Raw genomic sequence first — 24,817 nt, 5'->3', positions numbered from 1 at the left:
TCGAAACTGATCAACGACGGGGCGCACTCACAGATGTCGGTAGACGTCCTTCAGGTCGAGGCCGCTGGCCAGCATCAGCACCTGGACCTGGTAGAGCAGCTGGGAGATCTCCTCGGCGGTGCGTTCCGGCCCCTCGTGCTCGGCGGCCATCCACGACTCGGCCGCCTCCTCGACGACCTTCTTGCCGATGAAGTGCACGCCCTTCTCGAGCGCGGCGACCGTGCCCGAGCCGGGGGTGCCCGCGGCGGCCTTGGCCTGCAGCTCGGCGAACAACTCCTCGAACGTCTTCACGCCGCGATTCTTCCAGCCGCCCCGACGGCGCCGGTGCGCCGGGTCAGGCCCCGCTCACCGACCGGGAACGCGGCACGGCGGCGGCACGGTCCCGGTCGGTCGGGGGTCAGCCGCTGAAGCCGACCCGGTGGCCGTTGCTGGCGAGGGCGCGGATGGCCAGGGCGGCGTCGAGGGCGGCGACGGTGGCCGACCAGCCCTTGTCCTCCGCCGAGCCGGGCAGCCCGGCCCGGTCCCGGGCCTGCGCGAGGGTGTCGACGGTCAGGACGCCGTGCGCGACCGGCTTGCCCTCGTCCAGCGCCACCCGGGTCAGCCCGTCGGTGACCGAGCGGCAGACGTAGTCGAAGTGGGCGGTGGCGCCGCGGACCACCACGCCGAGCGCGACCACCACGTCGCAGCGCCGCGCGAGGGCCTGGGCCACCACGGGCAGCTCGACCGAGCCGGCCACCCGGGCGGTGACCGCCCGGGCTCCGCACGCCTCGGCGGCGGCGACCGCCCGGTCGAGCATGTGGTCGGTCAGCTCGCCGTGCCAGCGCGCCGCGACCACGCCGACGGTCATCCCGGCGGCGTCCACCGCCGTCACGCCCGGTTCACCGAAACCCGCCATGCCTACGCTCCGATCTCGTCGCCGAGGACCGGGCGACCCATCGGGGCCTCGGTCACCTCGTCCAGCTCGTCCAGCAGGTGCCCCATCCGGTCCCGCTTGGTGCGCAGGTAGCGCACGTTCTCCGGGTGCGGGCGCACCGGCAGCCCCTCGCGGCCGGTGACGGTCAGCCCGTAGCCCTCCAGGCCGGCGCGCTTGGCCGGGTTGTTGGTGAGCAGTCGCATCGAGCGCACCCCGATGTCGTAGAGGATCTGCGCGCCGGTGCCGTAGTCGCGGGCGTCGGCCGGCAGGCCGAGGTCGAGGTTGGCGTCGACCGTGTCCCGGCCCTGGTCCTGGAGCTGGTACGCCTGGAGCTTGTGCAGCAGCCCGATGCCGCGCCCCTCGTGGCCGCGTACGTAGAGCACCACGCCCCGTCCCTCCCGGGCGACCCGGTCCAGGGCGGCGTCGAGCTGCGGGCCGCAGTCGCAGCGCACCGAGCCGAACACGTCCCCGGTGAGGCACTCGGAGTGCACCCGCACCAGCACGTCGCGCCCGTCGCCGATCTCGCCCGTGACCAGGGCCACGTGCTCGGCCGAGTCGTGCTCGCTGCGGTAGCCCAGGGCCCGGAACACGCCGTGCCGGGTGGGCATCCGGGCGTCGGCGACCCGCTCGACCTGCTTCTCGGTCCGCCGCCGGTACGCGACCAGGTCGGCGATGGTGACCAGGGTCAGGGAGTGCTCGGCGCAGAACTTCTCCAGGTCCGGCACCCGCATCATGGTGCCGTCGTCGTTGACCAGCTCGCAGAGCACGCCGGCGGGGCGCAGCCCGGCCAGCCGGGTCAGGTCGACGGCGGCCTCGGTGTGGCCGGGCCGGCGCAGCACGCCGCCTTCGCGGGCCCGCAGCGGCACCACGTGCCCGGGGCGGGCCAGGTCGGCCGGGCCGGTGCCGGGGTCGGCGAGCAGCCGGATGGTGTGTGCCCGGTCGGCGGCGGAGATGCCGGTGCTGACGCCCTCCCGGGCGTCCACGGTCACCATGTAGGCGGTGCCGCGCCGGTCCTGGTTGGTGTGGTGCTGCGGCGGCAGGTCCAGCCGGTCGCACTCGCTCTCGGTAAGCGGCGCGCAGATGTAGCCGGACGTGTGGCGCACCATGAAGGCGAGCAGCTCCGGCGTCGCCAACTCGGCGGCGAAGATCAGGTCGCCCTCGTTCTCCCGGTCGGCGTCGTCGACCACGACGACGGGCCGGCCGGCGGCGATGTCCGCCACCGCCTGCTCGATACTGCCAAAGGCGCTCATGCCGGCACTCCGCTTCGCTCCGTGCCGCCATGAGGCACCACCGCACCGAGCCTGATGATTCGCTCGCTTCGCTCGCTCATGCCGGCACTCCGCTTCGCTCCGTGCCGCCATGAGGCACCACCGCACCGAGCCTGATGATTCGCTCGCTTCGCTCGCTCATGCCACGGCCTCCGAGTAGGTCGACGGGATCGGGGCGGGCGCCGGGCGGGCGGCCCGCGAGGTGCGCCACCAGGCGACCAGGCCCCAGGCGCAGAAGGCGCCGTAGACGAGGTACATGGCGGCCGAGGGGTAGAACCCGCCGCGCAGCAGCAGCGGCACGCCGACCGCGTCGACGGCGATCCAGATCAGCCAGAAGTCCACCCAGCCGCGCGCCATGCCGTAGGTGGCGAGCAGGCTGCCGGTGAGGATCCAGGCGTCCGGCAGCGGCCCCCAGGAGCCGAGCGCGGCGAGCAGCGGGTACGCCGCGGCGGTGCCGATCCCGGCCGCGGCCAGCAGGCCGAGCCGTTCCCGGCCGGTGGCCCAGCGGGGTGCCACCGCGGCACCGTCGCCGTCGCCGCCGTGGCGGCGGTTGCGCGACCAGCGCCACCAGCCGTAGACGCTGACCGAGAAGAAGAAGACCTGCCGGCCCGCCTGCCCGTAGAGGTCGTGCGCCTGCGGGGTGGCGAAGACGCCGCCCAGGAAGACGGTGAACAGCAGCGCGTTGCCGATCATGCCGACGGGCCAGGCCCAGACCAGCCGGCGCAGGCCGAACACCGCCGACGCCAGCCCGAACCCGTTGCCGACGATCTCCCGAACCAGCACCGGCGACCCGGCGATGCTCACCTGCGCGTCGAGCAGCCAGCCGAGCGGGCCCATCAGGCCGCCCCGCCCGTCGTGGCGGCGCCCGGCAGACCCACGACCGGCAGCCCACCGGGCGGGCCGGCGTCGGGAACGGCGGGATCGGCCAGCCGGGCGCCGAGCAGCCGCTCGACGTACTTGGCGAGCACGTCGACCTCGAGGTTGACCGGGTCGCCGACGCCCCGGGCACCGAGGGTGGTCAGCTTCAGCGTGGTCGGGATCAGGCCGACCGCGAACCAGTCCAGGCCGACGCCCGCGACGGTCAGCGAGACGCCGTCGACCGTGATCGAGCCCTTCTCCACCACGTACCGGGCCAGGGCGGCGGGCAGCCGGAACCGGACCGTCTCCCACTGCGCGGCCGGCTCGCGGGCGATCACCTCGCCGACGCCGTCGACGTGCCCCTGCACGAGGTGCCCGCCGAGGCGGCTGCCCAGCGCGGCGGCCCGCTCCAGGTTGACCGGGTCGCCGGCCCGCAGCGCGCCCAGCGCGGAGCGGCGCAGCGTCTCCCCCATCACGTCCGCGGTGAAGGTCCCGTCGGTGACGTCGACCACGGTCAGGCAGACGCCGTTGACCGCGATCGAGTCGCCGTGCCGGGCGTCCGAGGTGACCAGCGGGCCGCGGACCGCGACCAGCGCCGAGTCCCCCGCCGTCTCCGTGATCCGGACGACCTCACCCAACTCCTCGACGATGCCGGTGAACATGTCAGCCCTCCCTCTTCCGGGGCAGCGCGGTGATCCGCAGATCGGGTCCGACCTGCGTGACGTCGACGAACTCCAGGTCGATGGCCTCGGCGATGGTGTTCACCCCGGCGTCGACCAGGGCGGTCGGGCCGGCGCCGAGCAGCCGGGGCGCGACGTAGCCGACGATCTTGTCGACCAGGCCGGCGGCCAGGAAGGCGCCGGCCAGCTTCGGGCCGCCCTCCAGCAGCGCGGCGCGGATCCCCCGCCCGTGCAGCGCGGCGAGTAGCGCCGGCAGGTCGACCCGGCCGTCGGGCCCGGTGCCGACCTCCGCCGCGGTGGCGATCCACGTGCGCGCCGCGCCGTCGCGGACGCGGGCGTCGGCCGGCGTACGACCCTCGGTGTCCACCACGACCCGCAGCGGCTGCCGGATGGCGAGCGTGCCGTCGCGCAGGTTGCGGGCGGTGAGCCGGGGGTCGTCGGCGAGGACCGTGCCGACCCCGGCGAGCACCGCGTCGACGGTGCCGCGCAGCGCGTGCACGTCCATCCGGGCGGCCTCGGAGGTGATCCACATGCTGGTGCCGTCGGCCGCCGCCGACCGGCCGTCCACCGTCGCGGCGAACTTCCAGATCACGTACGGCCAGCCCCGGCGCATCGAGGTGAGCCAGGCGATGTTGCCGGCCTCCGCCTCGCACGCGCGTACCCCCGTGTCGACCTGGATCCCGGCGGCGCGCAGCGTGGCGGCGCCCCCGGTGGCGAGGGGATTGGGGTCGGGCACGGCGATGACGACGCGGGCGACGCCGGCGCGCACCAGCGCGGTGCTGCAGGGGCCGGTGCGGCCGGTGTGGTCGCACGGTTCCAGGGTGACCACGGCGGTGCCGCCACGGGCCCGCTCCCCCGCCTGGGCGAGCGCGACGATCTCGGCGTGCGGCCCGCCGGCGTAGGCGTGGAATCCCTCGCCGACCACCTGCCCGTCGGCGTCGATCAGCACGCAGCCGACCACCGGGTTGGGGCTGGTCGTGCCGAGACCGCGCGCGGCGAGTTCCACCGCGCGACGCATCGCCTCGTCCACGGAGACGCCGACCATGCCCTGCCCTCTCACTCGCCGGTCGACGCGCGGGCGGGCACGGGAGGCAACGGCATGGGGCCGCGAGCGTGCGGCGGCGGAGATCCGGGTACGGCGGGGCCGCCCCGGGGGGCGCGCACGGCACGCTGAACTCAGCGGCCGGGCAGGGCCCGTCCGTCCCGCGCGCTGTCTCCCATCCGGACTGTCTGGGGGCGGGGTTTCCCGCTCCCAACCGTCGGCCCCGGATTCTCACCAGGTCCACCGGGCGGCACGAGGCCGACCGGGTCGCGGGCTTACCACGGTCACACCGTGGATCACCGCCGGTTCGGAATTACACCGAGTCCCGCCAGCGCGTGGTGGGTACACGGGAAGTGTTACACGCCGGACGGGGGGTCGCGCCACCCGGGCGTGGTACTTCACAGCAACAGCGCACGAATCAGGTAACCCCGCGTCGGCGGTCCACCGCCACGTACGAGCCGGGTTGGCTCTTGGCCACCGTCTTCATCTCCGAGGCGACGGCGATCGCCTCCAGCGGGTCGGTGAACCGCTTGCCGGAGTCGGAGAGGGACACGCCGATCGACAGGGTCACCAGGGCGGCCCGCCGGATGTTGCCCCGGCGGTCCTTCAGCTCCACGTAGCCGCGCGCGGCGTCGACCGGGTCGTAGAGCGAGTCGGCGGCCTTCTCGAAGTCGGCGGAGACCCGGGAGGTGAGCGGCCGGACCTGCTCCGGGGCGCAGACGATGACGAAGTCGTCCCCGCCGACGTGCCCCAGGAAGGCCGGCGGCAGCCCGACCGAGACCACCGCCCGGTGCAGGCTGCGGGCCAGGGCCGAGATGAAGTCGTCGCCGCGGACGAAGCCGTACCGGTCGTTGACGCTCTTGAACCGGTCGATGTCGATGTAGCCGACGGCGTAGTCGGCCCCGCTGCGGACGCGGTCGGAGATCTCCCGGCGGATCCGGCTGTTGCCGGGCAGCCCGGTCAGCGGCGAGACCTCGCGGAACTCCTTGTTGCGGCGCAGCGTGGAGCTGACCCGGGCGACCAGTTCGGCGGTGTCGAACGGCTTGACCAGGTAGTCGTCGGCGCCGGCGCTGAGCCCGTGCACCTTGTCCACCGTCATGCCCTTGGCGGTCAGCATGATCACCGGCAGGGCCGAGGTCATCGGGTCGGCGCGCAGCCGCCGGGTCAGTTCCAACCCGTCGATGCGCGGCATCATCAGGTCGACCACCGCCAGGTCGGGTCGCTGGCGCTCGATCACCTCGAGCGCCTCCTGCCCGTCGCTGGCGTGGATCACCTCGAAGCCGTGCAGCCGGAGGTTGAACGCGACGAAACGCGCGATGTCCTCGTCGTCGTCGACGACGAGGATGACGTCCGGACGGTCGCCGGCCGGTTCCACGTCAGGCCCCGGGGGCGGCGTGTTCCGCGAGTGCCCGCAGCTTCCGGATGGCCTCGGCGGGGTCGTCGGCGCCGTAGACGGCGGTGCCGGCGACGAACGCGTCGGCCCCCGCCTCGGCCGCCTGGGCGATGGTGTCGGCGGCGATGCCGCCGTCGACCTCGATGCGCAGTTCGAGGTGGCCGGCGTCGACGTGCCGGCGGGCCGTACGCACCTTGTCCAGCAACTGCGGAATGAACCGCTGCCCGCCGAAGCCGGCCTTGATCGTCATGATCAGCAGCGTGTCGAAGCTCGGCAGCAGCTCCAGGTACGGCTCGATCGGGGTGTCCCGGTCGATCGCCAGCCCCGCCTTGGCCCCCGCCGAGCGCAGGTCCTTGGCCAGGGCCACCGGGTCGTCGCACGCCTCCGCGTGGAAGGTGACGTTGTACGCCCCGGCGTCGGCGTAGCCGGGCGCCCAGCGGCGCGGGTCCTCGATCATCAGGTGCACGTCGAAGGGCAGCTCGGTGGCGGCCCGCAGGCTCTGCACCACGGGCAGCCCGATGGTCAGGTTGGGCACGAAGTGGTTGTCCATGACATCCACGTGCAGCCAGTCCGCGGCGTTCTCGACGGCGCGGACCTCCTCGGCGAGGCGGGCGAAATCGGCGGCGAGGATGCTGGGCGCGACGATCGGCGGCGGTACGGTCACCGGGCCAGTGTACGAACGTGGCCGACGGCCGCCCGCAGCGCGCCACCAACGGGACACCCGGTGACCCGACGGTGACCTGTGGTGCAGAATTGGTCCTCCCGGCCCGGCGAAACCGGACGAAGGGCCATCCGTGACTGGCCGGACGACGGAAACGCGGCGAGACTCCATCAGGGACGGTGACGTGAGCCGCACGCCCGCACGGTGCCCCGGCGGCGGTCGACGCGTCAGCTCCCGGAAAGGGCGGACGATGCGACGGTGGCTCGCGGCGCTGGCGCTGGCCGGCACGCTGACGGTCCTGCTGTCCGGCTGCGTACGACCGGGCGGCTCCGACGGCGACCTCACCGACGACTGGCCGGCGCTGCGGGCGCCGCAGCTGTTCGTGCCGGCCACCGACGCCTGCCTGCCCCGGATCACCGCCGTCGTGCAGGCCCGCACCTACGAGGCGGTGGACTGCTCCCGCAACCACCTGGCCGAGACCGTGCACGTGGGCAGGTTCGCCGGGCCGACCGCCGACGGCGACCGGCCCGAACCGGGATCCGCGGCCCTGCGGCCCGCCCGCGCCGAGTGCGACCAGCGCGCCCGCGAGGTGCTCGGCGGCGACTGGCACGCCGCCCGCGTCGCCCTCACCGTCGCGCTGCCCTCCGCCCCCGCGTGGCGCGCGGGCGCCCGCTGGTTCCGCTGCGACCTGAGCGAGACCGGCAGCATCGACAACACCCGGCCGGTGAACCGCACGGGCAGCCTGCGGGGCGCGATGATCGGCGACTCCCCGCTGCTGCACCGCTGCTTCGACCCCAAGCTGATCGGCGACAACCTGAACTACATGGCCCCGGTGCTCTGCACCGAGCCGCACCGCGCCGAGTTCGTCGGCGTCTACCTGGAGCGGGACATGACCTGGGCCGAGTTCGGCCGGTCCCACCGGCAGGCGCACACGCGCTGCATGGCGCTCATCGCCGCCTTCGCCGAGGTGCCCGTCAACAGTGACCTGCCGTACCGGGCGGGCTCGATCTTCTATCCCCCGTCGCAGCGGGAGTGGCAGGAGGGCGACCGGGGCGTGCGGTGTTTCCTGTGGAGCGACGACCGGAAGCTGACCCGCTCCATGCGGGGCGCCGGCCCGCAAGGGTTGCCCGCGAGCTGAGCGGGGGTGCCGTATGCTGCCGCACCGTGGCGTGTCCGGCCGCCTGCGCGCCGGTGGGACCGTCGCGCTGGCCGCCGCCGGGCGCGGCCCACGAACGGCGGGAGGTCGGGATGCGACGGTGGTGGACGGCGGCCACGGTGGGCACGGTGGCGGCCCTGGCGCTCGCCGGTTGCGGCACCCCGGCCGGCACCGACCGTGACCTGACCGACGACTGGCCGGCACCCGCCGCGCCGCAGGCGTTCGTGCCCGCCGCCGGGGTCTGCCACGCCGGCGTGCAGGACGTCGGCTACCTCACCGCCTACCGCCCCGTCGACTGTGCGGTGTCGCACCGCACGGAGACCGTGCACGTCGGCACGCTGACCGGGGCGGGAGCCGACCGGGTCACGCCCCCGCCGGCCGGGTCGGCCGGCATGCGCGCCGCCCGCGCCGAGTGCGACGCGAAGGTCAACGAGATGGTGGGCGGCGACTGGCGCTCGGGCCGGCTCGGGCTGAGCGTGGTCCTGCCGTCGCCGCAGGCGTGGGGCGGCGGCGCCCGGTGGTTCCGCTGCGACCTCAGCGAGCAGACCAGCCTCGACGAGGCCGCCGCGAAGGCCCGCACGGGCAGCCTGAAGGGCGCGCTGACCGGCGCCGCCCCGCTCGCCCACCGCTGCTTCAACCCGAGGACGCGGGCCGACGAGGTGCGGGACATGGTGCCCGTCGCCTGCACCAGCAAGCACCGCGCCGAGTTCGTCGGGGTGTGGCAGGCCCCCGACACCAGCTACGAGGACTTCGGCCGCGACACCCGGAAGGTGCACCGGGCGTGCCGGACGCTGATCGCGAAGTACGCGAAGGTGCCGGACAACGGCGACCTGCAGTACCGGGCCGGCTCGATCTACTACCACCCGTTCGAGCGGGAGTGGCGCAACGGCAACCGGGGCGTGCAGTGCTTCCTGTGGGTCAGCGACCGCAACCTCACCCGGTCGGTGAAGGGCGCCGGCACGAAGGGCCTGCCGGTCACCTGAGCGGGGCGGCCGGCGTGGCCGACCGCCCCGACCCGGTGGTGCGTCAGCTGGCCTGGAGCGTCACGTCGTCGACGACGAAGCTGGTCTGCAACGAGGCGTCCTCCGTGCCGGTGAACTTCAGCGTCACCGTCTGGCCCGCGTACGCGGCCACGTTGAACGACCGCTGCGTGTAGCCGGCCGCCGCGTTCAGGTTCGAGTACGTCGCCAGCGTCGTCGAGCCCACCTGCACCACCAACCGGTCGTACGCGGTGCTGGTCGTCGTCTCCGCCGTGTCGACGTGCAGCCAGAACGACAGCGTGTAGCTCGCACAGCCCGCCGGGATGGTCACCGACTGCGACAGCGTCTCCGTCCGCGTCGAGCCGTAGCCCAGCAGCCACGCCTTGTAGGAGCCCGTCCGCGCCGGCTGGCGGGTGTCGTTGGTGATCACGCCGGACGACGCCGTCCACGGCGACGAGCCGCTCTCGAACCCGCCGTTGCCGATGAGCTGGCCGCCGGAGCAGCCGCCGCTGCCGCCGACGGTCAGCGTGTAGCTGGCCGAGCGCGAGACGCCGCCGGAGCCCGCCCCGGTGACCGTGACGGTGTAGGTGCCCAGCGTCGCCGAGGCCGACGCGCTGAGCGTCAGGGTCGCGGAGCCGCCGGAGGTGACCGACGACGGGCTGAACGAGGCGGTGACGCCCGCCGGCAGGCCGGTCGCCGACAGGCCGACCGTCTGGGCCGTGCCGGCGGTGGTGGCCGTGGAGACCGTCGCCGTGGTCGACGCGCCCCGCTGCACCGAGCCCGACGTCGGGCTCACCGCGACGGAGAAGTCGTTGGTCGCCGAGCCCACGGCGAGCTGCCAGATGGCATACGCGATCCCGTCGGCGCTGCGGTTGAGCACCGTGGCGCTGACGTTCGAGGTGGTGTCGCAGGACCGGTGGTAGCACGGGTCGTACGCCGAGCCGGACGTGCCGCCCCACTTGGTGGCCTGCGCCGAGGTCTTCCGGGCGCTGGCGCCCGCGGCGTACCCGGAGGTCTGGATGCCGGCCTGCGCGAACGGGTAGTCGTCGGAACGGCCCTGGCCCTCGACGTTCTCCTCGGGCTGGATGTTCAGCGAGTCCCAGTACGCCTTCAGCGGGGCGGCCGTGGCGGAGGTGATCCGGTTGATGAAGTAGCCGCCGTTGACCGAGCCGATCATGTCGAAGTTGTAGTAGCCCTTGATGTAGCCCCGCTGGGTGGCGCTCAGCGAGCGGACGTAGAAGTCCGAGCCGTTGAGGCCCTGCTCCTCGTCGGTCCACCAGGCGAACCGGACCCGCTTGGTCATCGTCGGGTTCTGCCGGGCCAGCACCAGCGCGTTCTCCAGCAGCGCCGACGAGCCGGTGGCGTTGTCGTTGATGCCCGGGCCGGCGGAGACGCCGTCGAGGTGCGAGCCGAACATGACGACCTGGTCGGCGGGCCCGCCCGGCCACTCGGCGATCAGGTTGTTCGACCGGTACGTGCAGTCGGTGCAGACCTGCTCGGTGACCGTGTAACCGGCGGCCTGGAGCTTCGTCTTGACGTACGCGACGGAGGCCGTGTAGCCGGCGGACCCGGCCCGCCGGTTGCCGCCGTTCTGGGTGGCGATGGTCTGGAACTGCGTGAGGTGGGCCTGGACGTTGGCCACCGCGATGTCCGGTGCGGCCAGGGCCTGCGCGGCGGGCGCGAGCACGCCGACGGACGGGGCCGCCGCCGCCGGCCCGACAGCCGGTGCGACCGCGGCGGCGGCGAGGACGGCGAGTGCGGCACCGACGGTCAGGACTCTTCGTTTCATGGACGCTCCTCGATAGGTGACGACATGATGCCACCTCGGAGCGCGTTTGGGGAGACAGTGGAGGGACGGCGGTCCCGGCCGCCGGCGCGCCGTGCGCACGACGGCCCCGGGCGTCGCCGGCCCGCCCCGACCAGGGCGGACCGGTTTGTCCCGGGCGCCCCGCTCAGGTGCGGCGGAGCATCGCGAGGAACATCGCGTCGGTGCCGTGCCGGTGCGGCCACAGCTGCACCGTCGGCCCGTCGCCGAGGCCGGGCATGCCCGCCGGCAGCAGCGGCCGGGCGTCGACGAAGTCGACCGGCACCCCCGAGCGGCGGGCCGCCTCGGTCACCGTCACGTGCGTCTCCACGGTGTGCGGGGAGCACGTCACGTAGGCGACCAGCCCGCCCGGCCGGACGGCACGCAGCGCCGCGGCGAGCAGCTCACGCTGCAACCGGGTCAGCGGCGGCAGGTCCGAGGGCTGACGCCGCCAGCGCGACTCCGGGCGGCGGCGCAGCGACCCCAGCCCCGTGCAGGGCGCGTCGACGAGCACCCGGTCGAAGTGCGCCTCCGGCAGCTTCGGGTCCGCGCCGACGGTGCGGCCGTCGGCGTGCAGCACGCTCACGGGCAGGCCCCGGGTGGCCTGCTCGACCAGCCGGGCCCGGTGCTCCGAGACCTCGACCGCGGTCAGCCGCGCGTCCCGCTGGGCCGCGAGGGCGCCGAGCAGGCCGGACTTGCCACCCGGGCCGGCGCACAGGTCCAGCCAGCGCCCGTCCGGGCCGTCGAGCGGGGCCACCGCCAGGGCGTTGGCCACCAGCTGGGAGCCCTCGTCCTGCACGTGGGCGCGCCCCCGCGCGAGCGCCGGCAGGTCGCCGGGCGCCCCACCGGAGAGATAGACCGCGTACGGGGAGAAGGCGCCCGGCGCGCCGCCGGCCTCGTCGGCCAGCTCCACCGGATCGGCCAGCCCGGGCCGGGCGCACAGGTGCACCGGTGGGCGCTCGTTGTCCTCGATGAGCAGCCGGGTGGTCTCGCCCAGGTCGCCGCCGAGCGCCTCGGCGAAGGCCCGCACGATCCACTGCGGATGGCTGTACGCCAGGGCCAGGTGCCCGATCGGGTCGCTCTCCGCCGACGGGGCCAGCTTGGCCACCCAGGCGTCGGCGTCGCGGCCGGCCACCTCGCGCAGCACCGCGTTGGCGAAGCCCGTCGCGCCGACACCCACCGACTTGACCAGGTCGACGGTCGAGGAGACGGCGGCGTGCGCCGGCACCCGCGTGTGCAGGAGCTGGTACGCCCCGAGCCGCAGCGCGTCGCGCACCGGCGGGTCGATGCGCTGCACGTCCCGCCCGGCGGCGTCGCCGAGGATCGCGTCGAGGGTGCCGAGGTGGCGCAGCGTGCCGTAGGTCAGCTCGGTGGCGAAGGCGGCGTCCCGGCCGACCAGCCCCGCGTCGCGCAGGAGCGACGGGAGCACCAGGTTGGCGTACGCGTCGTCCCGGTGCACCGCCGCGACCGCCTCGTAGGCCACCTGGCGGGGCAGGTCCACCGCCGGGCGGGCCGGGGGACGCCGGCCGCCGTCGCGGCGGTCACCGCCGGACCGGGCACCCCACTGGCCGCCCCGCGCCGGCCGCTCGCCGCGCTGGCCGCCCGGGGGACGCTGCTCGCGCCCACCGAACCGCTCACCGCCGAACCGTTGACCGTCGGAGCGCTCGCCGCCGGAGCGCTCACCGCCGGGACGCTCACCGCCGGAGCGCTCACCGCGCCGTTCGCCGGAGAAGCGGTCGCCCGAGGGCCGTTCCGAAGTGCCCGTCACGCGACTTCCTCCCCCGCGGCGACCCGGACGCCCCGCGCCCAGTCGGTCGCCGGCATCGCCCGCTTGCCCGCCGCCCGGACCTCGCCGAGCCGCACCGGGGTGGTGGCCGTGCCGGCCAGCACCCGGGACTTCTCCACCAGCAGCTCGCCCGGTTTCAACTCCGGTCCGTCGGGCACCGGGGTGACCGGGCCCAGCTTGACGCGCTCGCCCCGGAACGTCGTCCACGGGCCGGGCGCCGGAGTGCAGGCCCGGATCCGCCGGTCCACCGCGAAGGCGGGATCGGACCAGCGCACCCGGGCGTCCTCCACGGTCAGCTTCGGCGCCAGCGACACCCCGTCGGCGGGCTGCGGCTCGGCCCGGGCCGTGCCGTCGTCGATCGCGTCGAGGACGGCCACCAGCAGGCCGGCGCCGGAGTGCGCCAACCGCTCCAGCAGGTCGCCGGACGTGTCCGCCGGACGGATCTCGTTGGTCAGCGTGCCGTAGACCGGACCGGTGTCCAGCCCTTCTTCCAGCTGGAACACGCTCGCCCCGGTCAGCTCGTCGCCGTGCAGCACGGCGTGCTGCACGGGCGCGGCCCCGCGCCAGGCGGGCAGCAACGAGAAGTGCAGGTTGATCCAGCCGTGGCGGGGGATCTCCAGGGCGGCCGGCGGCACCAGCGCGCCGTAGGCGACCACGGGGACGCAGTCGGGGGCCAGCGCGCGCAGCCGGTCCTGGAACTCCGGCTCACGCGGCCGGGCGGGGGTGAGCACCTCGATCCCGTGCTCGTCGGCCCACGCCCCCACCGGGGAGCGGGCCAGCCCGCGACCGCGCCCGGCGGGGGCGTCCGGCCGGGTGACCACGGCGACGAGCTCGTGCCGGGAGGCGGCCACGGCCGCCAGGGCGGGAACGGCGACGGCCGGCGTGCCGGCGAAGATCACGCGCACCGGCTCACCGACCCAGGCCGAAGGGGCTGCCCGAGGCGTGCGGGTTGAGCTTGACCGTCGGCGGGGTGGTCGGGTCGTACCACTCCGCCTGGCGGATCGCCTTCATCGCCTCCTTGCGCCCGGCCGGGTCCAGCCGGTCCACGAAGAGCACCCCGTCGAGGTGGTCGGTCTCGTGCTGCACGCAGCGGGCCATCAGACCGGTGCCGACGATCTGCATCGGGTCGCCGTAGCCGTTGAAGCCCTTGGCGATCACGTTCTGCCGGCGCTTGGTGTCGAAGTAGAGGCCGGGGATGGACAGGCAGCCCTCGGGGCCGTCCTGCTCCTCGGCGTCGGGAAACTCCAGCACCGGGTTGACCAGGTGGCCGACCACGTCGTCGACGTCGAAGGTGAACACCCGCAGGCCCACACCGAGCTGCGGCGCGGCGAGGCCGGCGCCGTTCTGCTCACGCATCGTGTCGGTCAGGTCGGCGACGAGCTTGCGCAGCTCGACGTCGAAGTCGACCACCGGATCGGCCGGCGTGCGCAGCACCGGATCCCCGAACAGACGGATGGGCTGGACGGTCACTCGGCATGGCTCCTTCGGCGGGCGGACTGGTGCCGTACCAGTCTACGGAGTGCCGTCGGCCGCCCCGGCCGGCGTACCGCGAAGCGGCGCGGCCCGTCGCGTGTCGATGGTCACCAGAAGGCGCCCGTGGCCGCGCAGGACCCGCCGGGCCCGACGGCACGACGGGACGGGGGCGGGCGGCTCAGACGGCGGTGCCCGGCTCCCCGGCCAGGACCGCGTCGCCGCCGAGCAGGGCGTGCTCGGGCAACGGCAGCTCGATGGAGTGGGCGGCCTCCCAGTCGTGGATGAGACCGGGCCGGGCCTGGGCGGCGAAGTAGTCCACCGCGCTCATCCCGCCGACCACCGGCTCGTCCACCTCGGCGACGAGCTGGGCCGGCACCAGGCGGAAGCCGTTCTGGAGGGCGGCGCTGAGGCGGCGGTGCCCGTCGACGACGAAGAAGTACTCGCCGGTGTAGCCGATCCGCAGCGGCTCCAGCGCCTCGTCGCCGGCGGCGGCCACCTCGCCGACGAACTCCGAGTCCCACAGGTCGCGCAGGTGGGCGATGTCCTCGGTCGGGTAGACGCGGGCCGGGTCGAGCAGCAGCAGCGGCGGCGCGTCGCGCAGCACGTCCGCGCCCAGCCGGCCCTCGTACGCGTCGATGATGTGCTCGATGACCTCGGTGGCCGAGGCGCGGGTGGTGTCGCAGATCAGGTCGTAGTTGCGCAGCCGGGCCTTGTCCACCCCGTAGCGGACGATGAACCGGCCCCGCTCGCTCTCGCTGCGCTCGCGCAGCTTGGCCTTGGCCTCCTCCATGGAGGCGTAGCTCTCGGCCGGGCCGGACGGGCGGGCGAGCACCCGTCGGGCCGCCTCGCCCGGCTCGGTGATCATGTGCACCTTGAGCGCGTCCGTGAAGAAGTGCCAGGCCAGCCGGGAGTCCATGACGAGCCGCTCGCCCGAGGCTGCGATGTCCCGCTGGAGCTGGTCGACGTAGCCGTCGACGGCCTGGTCCAGCTCCGCGTGCAGGTTGAGCTGGAGCGCGGTCATCTCCCGCTCCTGCGCCATCTGGCGGTAGAGGTCACCGACGCTGACCCGGCGCAGGCCGAGCCGCTCGGCGATCACCACGGAGACGGTGCTCTTGCCGCTGCCGAGGTCACCATTGAAGACGATCGACTGACGAACGGTCACGACTGGTCCACCCCTGATCACCGGCTGTTTGGAATCATCGACACCGCGCCGAACCGACGCGCTCCCGCCATCGTCGCGCGATCCTGCGACGACCCCGGCTCGGCGCGGTGTGGCGCCGTGCCGCGACCTGGAGCCGTCGTACGCCCGGGCATGACGGGCGATGCTATCACCCGCGTGTCGACACACCGCCGGACACGGCGTGCGACGACGGGCCAGGTCGGGCGGTGGGAGCGGCGCCGGACCGGCCGGGCCGTCGGTCAGAAGAGGGCCAGCGGGTCGACCTGGAGGCGGACCGGCTCGGCGGCCTTGCGGGCGGTGCGCACCCCCGCCGCCGAGTGCAGCGCGCCGGCCAGCGCGCCGGCCCGGGCCCGGGGGACCCGGACCAGCATCCGCTCGCGCTCCCCGTCGGCCGGCACCGGCCCGAGCAGCTCGGCCTCCGCCGGCAGCCGGGCCTCGGCCAGCAGGTCGGCCACGGCGGCCGGCAGGCCGGTCACGCTGGCCATCCGCACCGCCGGCGGGAAGCCCAGCTCCCGCCGTTCGGCCAGCTCCCGGGCGGCGAACCAGCCGGCGTCCCAGCGCAGCAGCGCCTGTACGGGGGCGAGGGCCCCGTCGGCGACCACCACCACCCGGCCCCCGGCGGCGGCGGGACGGGCCAGCGCGGCGGCCGCCAGCCAGCGGCGCAGCGCCTCCTCCCCCGCCCGCAGGTCGGCCCGCGTGAGCAGGGCCCACGAGTCGAGCAGCAGCACCGCCCCGAAGCCGCCGTCGGCGACCGGCTCGGCGCCGGGGGTGGCGATGACCAGGCCGGCGCCGCCCGGGACCGTGGCCAGCACCTCCTCCCGCCCGGAGGTGCGCACCGGCACGCCGGGGAAGGCCCGGCCCAGTTCCTCGGCGGTGCGCCGGGCGCCGGTGACGGAGGCGCGCAGCCGCCGCCCGCCGCACTCCGGGCAGGCGTACGCGGCGGCGACCCGCCCGCACCAGCGGCAGGCCGGGGTGCCCTCGGCGGAGGGCAGCGCGAGCGGGCCGGCGCAGTGCGGGCACCGGGCCGGGGTGCGGCACTCGGCGCAGGCCACCGACGGCAGGTAGCCGCGGCGGGGCACCTGGACCAGCACCGGCAGGTCCGCCCGGAGCGAGTCCCGGGCGGTCGTCCAGGCCAGGCTGGGCAGCCGGGCGGTGGCCGCCCCGGGGTCCCGGGCCAGCTGCGGGTCGTCGCCGGTCGGCGCGATCGCCGGCATCCGGGCCCGGAGGGTCGCCCGGTCGGCCACCACCTCGCGGGCCCATCCGGTCTCCACCAGCAGCTGCGCCTCGGCGGTGCGGGTGTAGCCGCCCACCAGGGCCGCGGCGTCGCCGAGCTGGGCGCGGGTGAGCAGCACCTCTCGGGCGTGCGGATAGGGGGCCCGCGGCTCGGCGTGCAGGTCGTCGCCGTCGTCCCAGATCGCCACCAGCCCGAGCCGGGTGACCGGGGCGAACATCGCGGCCCTGGTGCCGACCACCACCGGCACGTCGCCGCGCCGGGCGGCGAGGAACGCCCGGTAGCGCCGGGCGGGACCGAGCGCGGCGGAGAGGCAGACGTGCCGCCCCGGGCCCAGGGCGTCGTGCAGGGCGGCGTCGAGACGGTCCAGGTCGCGGTTGTCGGCGACGACCACCACCGCGCCCCGGCCGCCGGCCACGGTGGCGGCGACGGCCTCGGCGTACCGGGCGGGCCAGTCCTCCCCCGGCAGCGCCGACCAGACGGCCCGGGCGGCCCGGCCGTCGGCGAGCGCCCGGAGCAGGGCCGGCCCGGCCGGGTAGTCCCGCCAGGCGTCGGGACCGGGCCCGGCCGGCGCGACGGGGTCCGCCGGGGCCGGGTCGGGTCGTGGCGGGTCCCCGCCGGTGGCCTCCGCCGGTGCGGCGGGGTCCACGTCGGGCGCGGCGGGGTTCTCGTCGGAGGCGACGGTGCCCTCTTCGGGGGCGGCGGGGCTCTCGTCGGAGGCGGCGGGGTTCTCGTCGGGGGCGGTGAGGCTCTCGTCGGAGGCGGCGGGGTTTTCGTCGGGGGCCGCGGCGCGGGCGCGGACGTCCTTCTCCACGCGGGCGTGCCGGGGCGGAACGGCGAGGCGGAGCACGTCGGCGAGGTTGCCGGCGTAGCGGTCCGCGACCGCCCGGGCCAGCCGGGCGACCTCCGGCGCGAGCACCGGCTCGGGCGAGACGACCTTCTCCAGGTACGCCAGCCGGCCGGTGTGCCCGGAGTCGTCGGCCCGCTCCAGCAGCCAGCCGTCGACGAGCTGCCCCGCGAAGCGGACCTTCACGCGTACGCCGGGGACGGCGTCGGCGTCCAGCTCGGCCGGGACGAGGTAGTCGAACGGGCGGTCCAGGTGGGCCAGGGGGACGTCGACGCAGACACGAGCGACCGGCGACCCGTCCGCGGGTCGCCGGTCGCTGCGCCTGGTGCCGGTCAGGCTCCCGCGGCCGACTTGAGGTCGGCGGCCCGGTCGGTGCTCTCCCAGGTCAGGTCCGGCAGCTCCCTGCCGAAGTGGCCGTAGGCGGCGGTCTGCTGGTAGATCGGGCGAAGCAGGTTCAGGTCCCGGATGATGGCGGCCGGGCGCAGGTCGAAGACCTCGGAGACGGCCTTCTCGATCGAGGCGACGGGCACGGTCTCGGTGCCGAACGTCTCGACGAAGAGGCTGACCGGGTGGGCCTTGCCGATCGCGTACGCGACCTGGACCTCGCACCGCTCGGCCAGGCCGGCGGCGACCACGTTCTTGGCCACCCAGCGCGTCGCGTACGCCGCCGAGCGGTCCACCTTCGACGGGTCCTTGCCGGAGAACGCGCCGCCGCCGTGCCGGGCGTAGCCGCCGTAGGTGTCGACGATGATCTTGCGACCGGTCAGGCCGGCGTCGCCCATCGGCCCGCCGATCTCGAACCGGCCGGTCGGGTTGACCAGCAGCCGGTAGCCCTCGGTGTCGAGACCGAGGCTCTCCAGCTCCGGGGCGATGACGTGCTCGCGCACGTCGGGGGTGAGGAGCGAGTCCAGCGAGATGTCCGCCGCGTGCTGGCTGGAGACGACGACCGTGTTGAGCCGGACGGGGCGCAGCCCCTCGTACTCGATGGTGACCTGGGTCTTGCCGTCGGGACGCAGGTACGGGATCGTGCCGTCCTTGCGGACCTGGGAGAGCCGCCGGGCCAGCCGGTGCGCCAGGGCGATCGGCAGCGGCATCAGCTCCGGCGTCTCGGAGCAGGCGAAGCCGAACATCATGCCCTGGTCGCCGGCGCCCTGGGCGTCCAGCGCGCTCTCCGACGCCCCGGTACGCAGCTCGAAGGCGTTGTCGACGCCCTGCGCGATGTCCTCGGACTGGGCGCCGATGGAGACGCTGACGCCGCACGAGGCGCCGTCGAAGCCCTTCTTCGACGAGTCGTAGCCGATGTCGAGGATGGTCCGGCGGACGATCGTCGGGATGTCGGCGTACGCCTTGGTGGTCACCTCGCCCGCGATGTGCACCTGACCGGTGGTGATCAGGGTTTCCACGGCGACGCGGCTGCGTGGGTCCTCGGCGAGCAGGGCGTCGAGGATGCCGTCGCTGATCTGGTCGGCGATCTTGTCCGGGTGGCCTTCCGTGACCGATTCGGAAGTGAAGAGGCGGCGTGTCACGGCACTCCTAAATTGTGGAAGTCGTTCCGCGGCAGTGTAGTCATCCGCGTCAGAGCCTGGCCTCTTCGGTCGTGCCCGTTTCCAGCCGTCAGGAACGGCCGGGCAACCGGGCCACCACGAGATCCCAGACGCCGTCGGCGAGGTCCTCCTTGGACCGCTCGGGCATCCGGCTGACCGAACCGTCCGCGCCGATGACCGTCGCCGCGTTGGTCTCGGCGCCGAAGACCTTGTCGGACCCGACCTCGTTGATCACGACGAGGTCCGCCCGCTTGCGGGCGAGCTTGGCCCGGCCGTTGGCCTCGGCGTCGCCCGTCTCCGCGGCGAACACCACCAGCACCTGCTCCGGTCGACGGCGCCGGCCCAGCTCGGCCGCGATGTCCGGGTTGGTGACGAGCTCGATGGTGGGCGCGCTGCCGTCGTCCGACTTCTTGATTTTGCCAGGCGCGTAGGTCGCCGGACGGAAATCGGCCGGAGCCGCCGCCATCACCACCGCGTCGGCGTCGGCCGCCGCAGCGAGCGTGGCGTCGCGCAGCTCGCCCGTGGTGCCGACGCGGACCAGGTCGACGCCAGCGGGGTCGGGCAGCGAGACGTTGGCCGAGATCAGGGTGACCCGGGCGCCCCGGGCCACCGCGCAGCGGGCGAAGGCGTAGCCCTGCTTGCCCGAGGAGCGGTTGCCCAGGAAGCGGACCGGGTCGAGGGGTTCGCGGGTGCCGCCGGCCGTCACCACCACGTGCCGTCCGGCGAGGTCGGCGGGGGCCCCGACGCCCCGCGCGAGGGCCCGGCGGGCGACCGCGAAGATCTCCGCCGGGTCGGGCAGTCGGCCCTTGCCGGTGTCGGCGCCGGTGAGCCGGCCGACGGCGGGCTCGACGACGCGCACGCCCCGGGAGCGCAGCGTCGCGACGTTGGCGACGGTGGCCGGGTGCTCCCACATCTCGGTGTGCATGGCCGGGGCCAGCACGACCGGGCAGCGGGCGGTCAGCAGCGTGTTGGTGAGCAGGTCGTCGGCCAGGCCATGGGCGGCCTTGGCCAGCAGGTCGGCGGTGGCCGGCGCGACCACCACCAGGTCGGCCTGCTGACCGAGCCGGACGTGCGGCACCTCGTGCACGTCCGACCAGACGTCGTCGGCGACGGGCTGGCCGGAGAGCGCCGCCCAGGTCGGGGCCCCGACGAAGCGCAACGCCGACGCGGTCGGCACGACCCGGACCTGGTGGCCCGACTCGGTGAGGAGCCGCAGCAGCTCGCACGCCTTGTAGGCGGCGATGCCGCCGCCGACCCCGAGGACGATCCGGGGGGACATCGACGCGGGGCGGATTACGGCTGGTCGGTCGGCTCGGCGGTGAGCAGGCCCGCGTTGATCTCGCGCATGGCGATGGAGAGGGGCTTCTCCTGCGGCGTGGTCTCGACCAGCGGGCCGACGTATTCCAGCAGCCCCTCACCGAGCTGGCTGTAGTAGGCGTTGACCTGGCGCGCGCGCTTGGCGGCGAAGATCACCAGCGCGTACTTCGAGGTCGTCTTCTCGAGGAGCTCGTCGATCGGCGGGTTGGTGATGCCTTCGGGGTTTGCGATGGATCCCACGAATTAACCTCTGCGTCTATCGCACCGCGCGTGGCGGTGCTGGCGGTCAACCGCGCATGTGCGGTGGCGCCGGAGCCAGGAAAGAAGAACCGGACAAGCCTACCAGCTCGTCGACGACCCGCCCGGTGCGGTCGTGCGCGAGGGTGTGTTCGAAGGCAGCCGGTGTGGCCTGCGGGGGGAGGTTCCCCGGCGGGTGCAGCAGCACCAGCCGGGCGTCGGGCAGTACCGCCCGGACCAGCAGCGCGCCGGCCAGGTCGAGGCCGATCAGCACCGGCTGCCCGGCGGCGAGCCGGGCGCGCACCGGTTCGAGGGGGGTGCCGCGCCGGTACGGCCCGGCCCGGCTCCACTCCAGCAGCTCCCCGGCGGCGACCATCCGGTCGAACTCGGCGGGGGCCAGGAAGAGCCGGTCGACGCCGTCCAGCTCGCTCTCCGCGCGGGATCGCGTGGTGGCCGGCACCGGAACCCACACGGACGGAGAACGCGCCCGGACGCGCTCGACGACACTCTCCGTGCCGGAGCCCGAAGGCCCCGTCAGGACAGTGAGCCGAGCCGCCGGGCGCGCCTCGTCATCCGTGCTCACTGCTTGTTTCTACACGCAGCCAGGCTCAGTTGGCGGCGAACTCTCCAAGCAGTGCCTTGCGCTGCTGCTCGCCGAGGCCACGCAGGCGACGGCTGTCGGCGATCTTGAGCTTCTCCATGATCTGGGTGGCCCGGATCTTGCCGATGCCCGGCATCGCCTGCAGCACGGCGGAGACCTTGAGCTTGCCGACGACGTCGTCGGACTCGGCACGCTCGAGGACGGCTCCGAGGGTGGTCTTGCCCTGCTTGAGCTGCTCCTTCAGCTCAGCACGGGCCTTGCGGATCTCCGCGGCCTTCTCCAGCGCGGCAGCGCGCTGTTCGGGGGTCAGTGACGGGAGCGGCACCAGTTCTCCTCAGGTCCCTATCGCGACGGGCGGGACGCACCGCCGCATCTGTGAAACGTGGTGTCGCTGTGAACCAAGGGGTCCGTGGTTCCCAGCGCGGGGAAAACTAGCGGTCGACGGCGCATTCGGCAACGTGGACGCGCGATGATCTTCACAAAGGTGACCGAGCCGTCAGTCAGTCACCAGCGGCGAGGGCGGCCCGGCAGCCGGTCAGGGCGCGGTCGGCGGCGGCCCGCAGCGCGTCCGGATCCGGGCCCGCGCCCAGCACCTCGCGGGAGTACGAGGGCAGCACCGCGGGCAGGGCGGAGCCGAAGACGACGCGCAGATCGGCCGCCGTGGCGCCCTGCGCCCCGAGGCCCGGAGCGAGCAGCGGACCGTTCACGGCGGACAGGTCGTGACCGGTGTCGCCGATGGTCGCGCCGACCACCAGCCCGACGCTGCCGAGCGGCTGCGCACCCGCGTTGAGCTGGGAAATCTCGTCGATGACGGCCTGCGCGACGGTGCGTCCGTCGGCGGTGCGCGCGCGCTGCACGGCGGCGCCCTCGGGGTTGGAGGTGAGCGCCAGCACGAAGACCCCGCCGCCGTGCTCGGCGGCCAGTTCGAACATCGGCGCGAGCGCGCCGACACCGAGGTACGGGCTCGCCGTCACCGCGTCCACATGGACCGGGCTGGATGGATCGAGGTATGCCGAGGCGTACGCGGCGACGGTCGAGCCGATGTCGCCGCGCTTGACGTCCAGCAGAACGAGCGAGCCGGCATCGCGCAACTGTCGGATAGTTGACTCAAGAATCGCGATACCTTTCGAGCCGAACCGCTCGAAAAAGGCCGACTGGGGCTTGATCACCGCGACCCGGTCACCGAGGGCGTCCGTGACCGTCCGGGCGAACCGGTCAAGCCCCCGGATGTCGTCGTCGAGCCCCCAGCGGGCCAGCAGCCCGGGGTGCGGGTCGATGCCGACACAGAGCGGACCCCGCTCGGTGACGGCCCGGTACAGGCGGGCGCCGAAGCTCTCCATCCGGTTCTCTCCCTCTCCTCGGCACCCGGGGCGTCCGCCGCCGGGGCCACGCTCCTGTCGCGGGCGGCGCGTGCGCCCGCGTACCTCCGCCGGATGGTGACCGGCGGCTCAGCCGGCCCGCACCGCGGCGGCGACCCCGGCGGCGATCCGGGCCAGGTCGGCGTCGTCGGTGACGTACGGCGGCATGGTGTAGACCAGGTCGCGGAACGGCCGCAGCCAGACCCCCTCGGCGACCGCCGCGGCGGTCGCGGCGGGCAGGTCCACCTCGTGGTCGAGCTGGACCACGCCGATCGCGCCGAGCACCCGCACGTCGGCCACCCCCGGCCCGCCGCGCAACGGCTCCAGGCCGGCCCGCAGGCCCGCCTGCACCCTCGCCACCCGCCCCGCCCAGTCGCCGGCCCGCAGCAGGCCGAGGGAGGCGTTGGCGACCGCGCAGGCCAACGGGTTGCCCATGAACGTCGGACCGTGCGCCAGCACCCCGCCGGCGGAGATGCCCCGGGCGACCTCCGCCGTGCAGAGCGTGGCGGCCAGCGTCAGGTACCCGCCGGTGAGCGCCTTGCCCACGCACATCACGTCGGGCACCACCCCGGCGTGCTCGGCGGCGAACATCGTGCCCGTGCGGCCGAAGCCGGTGGCGATCTCGTCGAAGATCAGTAGCACGCCGTGCGCCCGGGTCACCTCGCGCAGCACCCGCAGGTAGTGCGGGTGGTGGAAGCGCATCCCGCCGGCGCCCTGGACCACCGGCTCCACGACGACCGCGGCCAGCTCGTGGGCGTGCCGCTCGACCGCGTCGACCAGGGCCGCCTCGTAGGCCGGGTCGGGCGGCGTGTCGAAGCCGCCGGGCGGCACGGGGGCGAAGACCTGCCGGGGCAGCACGTCGCCCCAGAGGTGGTGCATGCCGCCCTCGGGGTCGCAGACGCTCATCGGGTGGAACGTGTCGCCGTGGTAGCCACCCCGCCAGGTGCCCAGCCGGCGGCGCTCCGGCCGGCCGGTGGCCCGCTGGTACTGCAGGCACATCTTGATCGCGACCTCGACGCCGACCGAGCCGGAGTCGGCCAGGAAGACGTGCTCCAGCCCTTCTGGCGCCAGCTCGACCAGGGTGGCCGCCAGGCGGACCGCGGGCTCGTGGGTGAGCCCGCCGAACATCACGTGGCTCATCCGGCCGAGCTGGTCGGTCACGGCCGCGTCGAGCACCGGGTGCCGGTAACCGTGGATCGCCGCCCACCACGACGACATCCCGTCGACCAGCTCCCGGCCGTCGGCCAGCCGCAGCCGTACGCCCGCCGCGGCCTCCACGACGTAGGGCGCGCTCGCCGGCGGCAGGGCCGCGTACGGGTGCCACACGTGCGCCCGGTCGGCGGCCAGGACCTCCTCGGGGGTCACCCGCCCGTCCCCGTGGCGCGGGCGGCGGCGCGGACCAGGGCCGGGCCGCGGTAGATGAAGCCGGTGTAGAGCTGCACCAGGGCGGCGCCCGCGTCGAACATCCGGGCCGCCGCGTCCGGGTCGACGATGCCCCCGACGCCGATCACCGGCAGCCGCCCGCCGGCCTCCCGGTGCACGAAGGCGACCACCTCGCGGGCGCGGTCGGCGAGCGGGCGACCCGACAGGCCGCCGGTCTCCGCGCCGCGCGCCCGGTCCGCCGGGGCGAGGCCGTCGCGGGCCAGCGTGGTGTTCGTGGCGATCACCCCGGCCGCGCCCCGGGCCAGGCAGACCTCCAGCAGCTCGGCGATCGCCGGCTCGGTGAGGTCCGGGGCGATCTTCACCAGCACCGGCTTCTCCCCCACCAGCGCCGCCAGGATGGCGTCCAGGTGCGCCCGGTCCTGTAGCGAGCGCAGCCCCGGGGTGTTCGGCGAGGAGACGTTGACCGCGAAGTAGTCGCCGTGCGCGCGCAGCGCCCGGTAGGACGCCTGGTAGTCCGCCACCGCCTCGTCCAGCGGGGTCACCTTGGACTTGCCGAGCGAGATGCCCAGCGGCACGCCGATCGGGCGCGGCAGCGCCGCGAGCCGGGCCGCGAGGGCCTCGGCGCCGGCGTTGTTGAAGCCCATCCGGTTCACCACGGCCTCGCTGCCGGGCAGCCGGAACAGCCGGGGCCGGGGATTACCCGGCTGTGGGTGCGCGGTGACCGTGCCGACCTCGACGAAGCCGAAGCCGAGCGCCGGCCAGGCCGGCAGCGCCGCGCCGTCCTTGTCCATCCCGGCGGCGAGCCCGACCGGGTTGGGAAACTCGACGCCGAACACCGTGCGCGGCGCCCGCACGGCGTACCGGGCCCGCAACACCCCAAGGGCCGCCGGCCGGCGGGAGAGTCCCGCCAGCCGCCGCAGCGTCCACTCGTGCGCCGCCTCGGCGTCCCCGCCGCCGATCCGGAACAACCCCGGCCGGACCACCCGCTCGAACATCACGACCGACCACCCCCGTCGATCATGAGGTTGTCGCCGCGACACGCCGTGCCGGCCGACAACAACTTCATGATCAACGCGTACGGGTGGGGGCGTCGGGGGTGCGGGTG

The 24,817-nt window shown here is 74.7% G+C and carries 24 protein-coding genes and 1 riboswitch; of the genes, 2 read left to right on the top strand and 22 right to left on the bottom strand.

Annotated elements, in window-relative coordinates:
• Positions 1-27: 27 nt before the first annotated feature.
• The 8 genes from EV374_RS28195 to rpe all read right to left on the bottom strand — a co-directional run bounded on the left by EV374_RS28195 (position 28) and on the right by rpe (position 6,818).
• Positions 28-291, bottom strand: a complete 264-nt coding sequence (locus tag EV374_RS28195) for a phosphoribosyl-ATP diphosphatase (RefSeq protein WP_088947482.1) — start codon at positions 289-291, stop codon at positions 28-30.
• A 106-nt stretch (positions 292-397) separates the two neighbouring features.
• A complete protein-coding gene (gene ribH, locus EV374_RS28190; protein ID WP_132240186.1) occupies positions 398-895 on the bottom strand; it encodes a 6,7-dimethyl-8-ribityllumazine synthase in 498 nt (165 codons plus the stop codon).
• 2 nt (positions 896-897) lie between these two features.
• Positions 898-2,163, bottom strand: a complete 1,266-nt coding sequence (locus EV374_RS28185) for a bifunctional 3,4-dihydroxy-2-butanone-4-phosphate synthase/GTP cyclohydrolase II (protein WP_132240185.1) — start codon at positions 2,161-2,163, stop codon at positions 898-900.
• Positions 2,164-2,319: 156 nt separating this feature from the next.
• Positions 2,320-3,018: a nicotinamide riboside transporter PnuC gene (pnuC, locus tag EV374_RS28180; protein ID WP_132240184.1), complete on the bottom strand. Its 699-nt coding sequence runs from the start codon at positions 3,016-3,018 to the stop codon at positions 2,320-2,322.
• Positions 3,018-3,701, bottom strand: a complete 684-nt coding sequence (locus tag EV374_RS28175; protein ID WP_132240183.1) for a riboflavin synthase — start codon at positions 3,699-3,701, stop codon at positions 3,018-3,020. Before EV374_RS28175 ends, pnuC begins: the two co-directional genes overlap by 1 nt.
• A gap of 1 nt (position 3,702) precedes the next feature.
• Positions 3,703-4,764 (bottom strand): bifunctional diaminohydroxyphosphoribosylaminopyrimidine deaminase/5-amino-6-(5-phosphoribosylamino)uracil reductase RibD, encoded by a 1,062-nt coding sequence (ribD, locus tag EV374_RS28170; protein ID WP_132240182.1) that lies wholly within the window; start codon positions 4,762-4,764, stop codon positions 3,703-3,705.
• Between the two features lie 160 nt (positions 4,765-4,924).
• Positions 4,925-5,098, bottom strand: a riboswitch (FMN riboswitch).
• Between the two features lie 81 nt (positions 5,099-5,179).
• Positions 5,180-6,136, bottom strand: a complete 957-nt coding sequence (locus EV374_RS28165) for a response regulator (RefSeq protein ID WP_132240181.1) — start codon at positions 6,134-6,136, stop codon at positions 5,180-5,182.
• Between the two features lies 1 nt (position 6,137).
• Positions 6,138-6,818 (bottom strand): ribulose-phosphate 3-epimerase, encoded by a 681-nt coding sequence (gene rpe, locus EV374_RS28160; protein WP_132240180.1) that lies wholly within the window; start codon positions 6,816-6,818, stop codon positions 6,138-6,140.
• 247 nt (positions 6,819-7,065) lie between these two features.
• Here rpe and EV374_RS28155 point away from each other — a divergent pair, with 247 nt between their 5' ends.
• Complete coding sequence (locus tag EV374_RS28155) at positions 7,066-7,953, top strand: septum formation family protein (protein ID WP_132240179.1); 888 nt, start codon at positions 7,066-7,068, stop codon at positions 7,951-7,953.
• A 110-nt stretch (positions 7,954-8,063) separates the two neighbouring features.
• Positions 8,064-8,954, top strand: a complete 891-nt coding sequence (locus EV374_RS28150; protein WP_132240178.1) for a septum formation family protein — start codon at positions 8,064-8,066, stop codon at positions 8,952-8,954.
• A 43-nt stretch (positions 8,955-8,997) separates the two neighbouring features.
• Here the strand turns inward: EV374_RS28150 and EV374_RS28145 are convergent, their stop codons facing one another.
• The 14 genes from EV374_RS28145 to EV374_RS28080 all read right to left on the bottom strand — a co-directional run bounded on the left by EV374_RS28145 (position 8,998) and on the right by EV374_RS28080 (position 24,710).
• Positions 8,998-10,740: a M28 family peptidase gene (locus tag EV374_RS28145; RefSeq protein ID WP_132240177.1), complete on the bottom strand. Its 1,743-nt coding sequence runs from the start codon at positions 10,738-10,740 to the stop codon at positions 8,998-9,000.
• Positions 10,741-10,903: 163 nt separating this feature from the next.
• Positions 10,904-12,523: an RsmB/NOP family class I SAM-dependent RNA methyltransferase gene (locus tag EV374_RS28140; protein ID WP_486486007.1), complete on the bottom strand. Its 1,620-nt coding sequence runs from the start codon at positions 12,521-12,523 to the stop codon at positions 10,904-10,906.
• On the bottom strand, positions 12,520-13,446 hold the full coding sequence (gene fmt / locus EV374_RS28135; protein WP_132240176.1) for a methionyl-tRNA formyltransferase: 927 nt from the start codon (positions 13,444-13,446) through the stop codon (positions 12,520-12,522). The genes EV374_RS28140 and fmt overlap by 4 nt, the downstream gene beginning before the upstream one ends.
• A gap of 4 nt (positions 13,447-13,450) precedes the next feature.
• Complete coding sequence (gene def, locus EV374_RS28130) at positions 13,451-14,011, bottom strand: peptide deformylase (RefSeq protein ID WP_132240175.1); 561 nt, start codon at positions 14,009-14,011, stop codon at positions 13,451-13,453.
• 181 nt (positions 14,012-14,192) lie between these two features.
• Positions 14,193-15,176 (bottom strand): AAA family ATPase, encoded by a 984-nt coding sequence (locus tag EV374_RS28125; RefSeq protein WP_132240174.1) that lies wholly within the window; start codon positions 15,174-15,176, stop codon positions 14,193-14,195.
• 257 nt (positions 15,177-15,433) lie between these two features.
• On the bottom strand, positions 15,434-17,533 hold the full coding sequence (locus tag EV374_RS28120) for a primosomal protein N' (protein WP_486486013.1): 2,100 nt from the start codon (positions 17,531-17,533) through the stop codon (positions 15,434-15,436).
• A 71-nt stretch (positions 17,534-17,604) separates the two neighbouring features.
• Positions 17,605-18,798, bottom strand: coding sequence for a methionine adenosyltransferase (gene metK / locus EV374_RS28115; RefSeq protein ID WP_091632919.1), 1,194 nt, complete (start codon positions 18,796-18,798; stop codon positions 17,605-17,607).
• An 88-nt stretch (positions 18,799-18,886) separates the two neighbouring features.
• Positions 18,887-20,095 (bottom strand): bifunctional phosphopantothenoylcysteine decarboxylase/phosphopantothenate--cysteine ligase CoaBC, encoded by a 1,209-nt coding sequence (gene coaBC / locus EV374_RS28110; RefSeq protein WP_132240173.1) that lies wholly within the window; start codon positions 20,093-20,095, stop codon positions 18,887-18,889.
• Positions 20,096-20,109: 14 nt separating this feature from the next.
• Positions 20,110-20,373 carry a DNA-directed RNA polymerase subunit omega gene (gene rpoZ, locus EV374_RS28105; RefSeq protein ID WP_007075826.1) on the bottom strand — a complete coding sequence of 88 codons (264 nt, stop codon included), beginning with the start codon at positions 20,371-20,373 and terminating at the stop codon, positions 20,110-20,112.
• Between the two features lie 46 nt (positions 20,374-20,419).
• Positions 20,420-20,953: a nucleoside/nucleotide kinase family protein gene (locus EV374_RS28100; protein ID WP_132240172.1), complete on the bottom strand. Its 534-nt coding sequence runs from the start codon at positions 20,951-20,953 to the stop codon at positions 20,420-20,422.
• A gap of 25 nt (positions 20,954-20,978) precedes the next feature.
• The gene (gene mihF, locus EV374_RS28095) at positions 20,979-21,296 is read right to left on the bottom strand and encodes an integration host factor, actinobacterial type (protein WP_007458370.1); all 318 of its coding nucleotides are present in this window, start codon (positions 21,294-21,296) and stop codon (positions 20,979-20,981) included.
• Between the two features lie 175 nt (positions 21,297-21,471).
• Positions 21,472-22,311: an orotidine-5'-phosphate decarboxylase gene (gene pyrF, locus EV374_RS28090; RefSeq protein WP_132240171.1), complete on the bottom strand. Its 840-nt coding sequence runs from the start codon at positions 22,309-22,311 to the stop codon at positions 21,472-21,474.
• A gap of 108 nt (positions 22,312-22,419) precedes the next feature.
• Positions 22,420-23,694, bottom strand: a complete 1,275-nt coding sequence (locus EV374_RS28085) for an adenosylmethionine--8-amino-7-oxononanoate transaminase (RefSeq protein ID WP_132240170.1) — start codon at positions 23,692-23,694, stop codon at positions 22,420-22,422.
• Positions 23,691-24,710 carry a quinone-dependent dihydroorotate dehydrogenase gene (locus tag EV374_RS28080; RefSeq protein WP_132240169.1) on the bottom strand — a complete coding sequence of 340 codons (1,020 nt, stop codon included), beginning with the start codon at positions 24,708-24,710 and terminating at the stop codon, positions 23,691-23,693. The genes EV374_RS28085 and EV374_RS28080 overlap by 4 nt, the downstream gene beginning before the upstream one ends.
• Positions 24,711-24,817: the final 107 nt, after the last annotated feature.

Source organism: Micromonospora sp. CNZ303 (assembly GCF_004345505.1).
Note: the sequence above shows the minus strand (reverse complement) of the source record. Positions and strands in the feature narration are given on the sequence as shown.

What these genes read in the sequence shown, in the direction of transcription:
- ribH (WP_132240186.1), bottom strand. Translation starts at nt 895, where the DNA reads ATGGCGGGTTTCGGTGAACCGGGCGTGACGGCGGTGGACGCCGCCGGG.
- EV374_RS28185 (WP_132240185.1), bottom strand. Translation starts at nt 2,163, where the DNA reads ATGAGCGCCTTTGGCAGTATCGAGCAGGCGGTGGCGGACATCGCCGCC.
- pnuC (WP_132240184.1), bottom strand. Translation starts at nt 3,018, where the DNA reads ATGGGCCCGCTCGGCTGGCTGCTCGACGCGCAGGTGAGCATCGCCGGG.
- EV374_RS28175 (WP_132240183.1), bottom strand. Translation starts at nt 3,701, where the DNA reads ATGTTCACCGGCATCGTCGAGGAGTTGGGTGAGGTCGTCCGGATCACG.
- ribD (WP_132240182.1), bottom strand. Translation starts at nt 4,764, where the DNA reads ATGGTCGGCGTCTCCGTGGACGAGGCGATGCGTCGCGCGGTGGAACTC.
- EV374_RS28155 (WP_132240179.1), top strand. Translation starts at nt 7,066, where the DNA reads ATGCGACGGTGGCTCGCGGCGCTGGCGCTGGCCGGCACGCTGACGGTC.
- EV374_RS28150 (WP_132240178.1), top strand. Translation starts at nt 8,064, where the DNA reads ATGCGACGGTGGTGGACGGCGGCCACGGTGGGCACGGTGGCGGCCCTG.
- EV374_RS28145 (WP_132240177.1), bottom strand. Translation starts at nt 10,740, where the DNA reads ATGAAACGAAGAGTCCTGACCGTCGGTGCCGCACTCGCCGTCCTCGCC.
- coaBC (WP_132240173.1), bottom strand. Translation starts at nt 20,095, where the DNA reads ATGTCCCCCCGGATCGTCCTCGGGGTCGGCGGCGGCATCGCCGCCTAC.
- pyrF (WP_132240171.1), bottom strand. Translation starts at nt 22,311, where the DNA reads ATGGAGAGCTTCGGCGCCCGCCTGTACCGGGCCGTCACCGAGCGGGGT.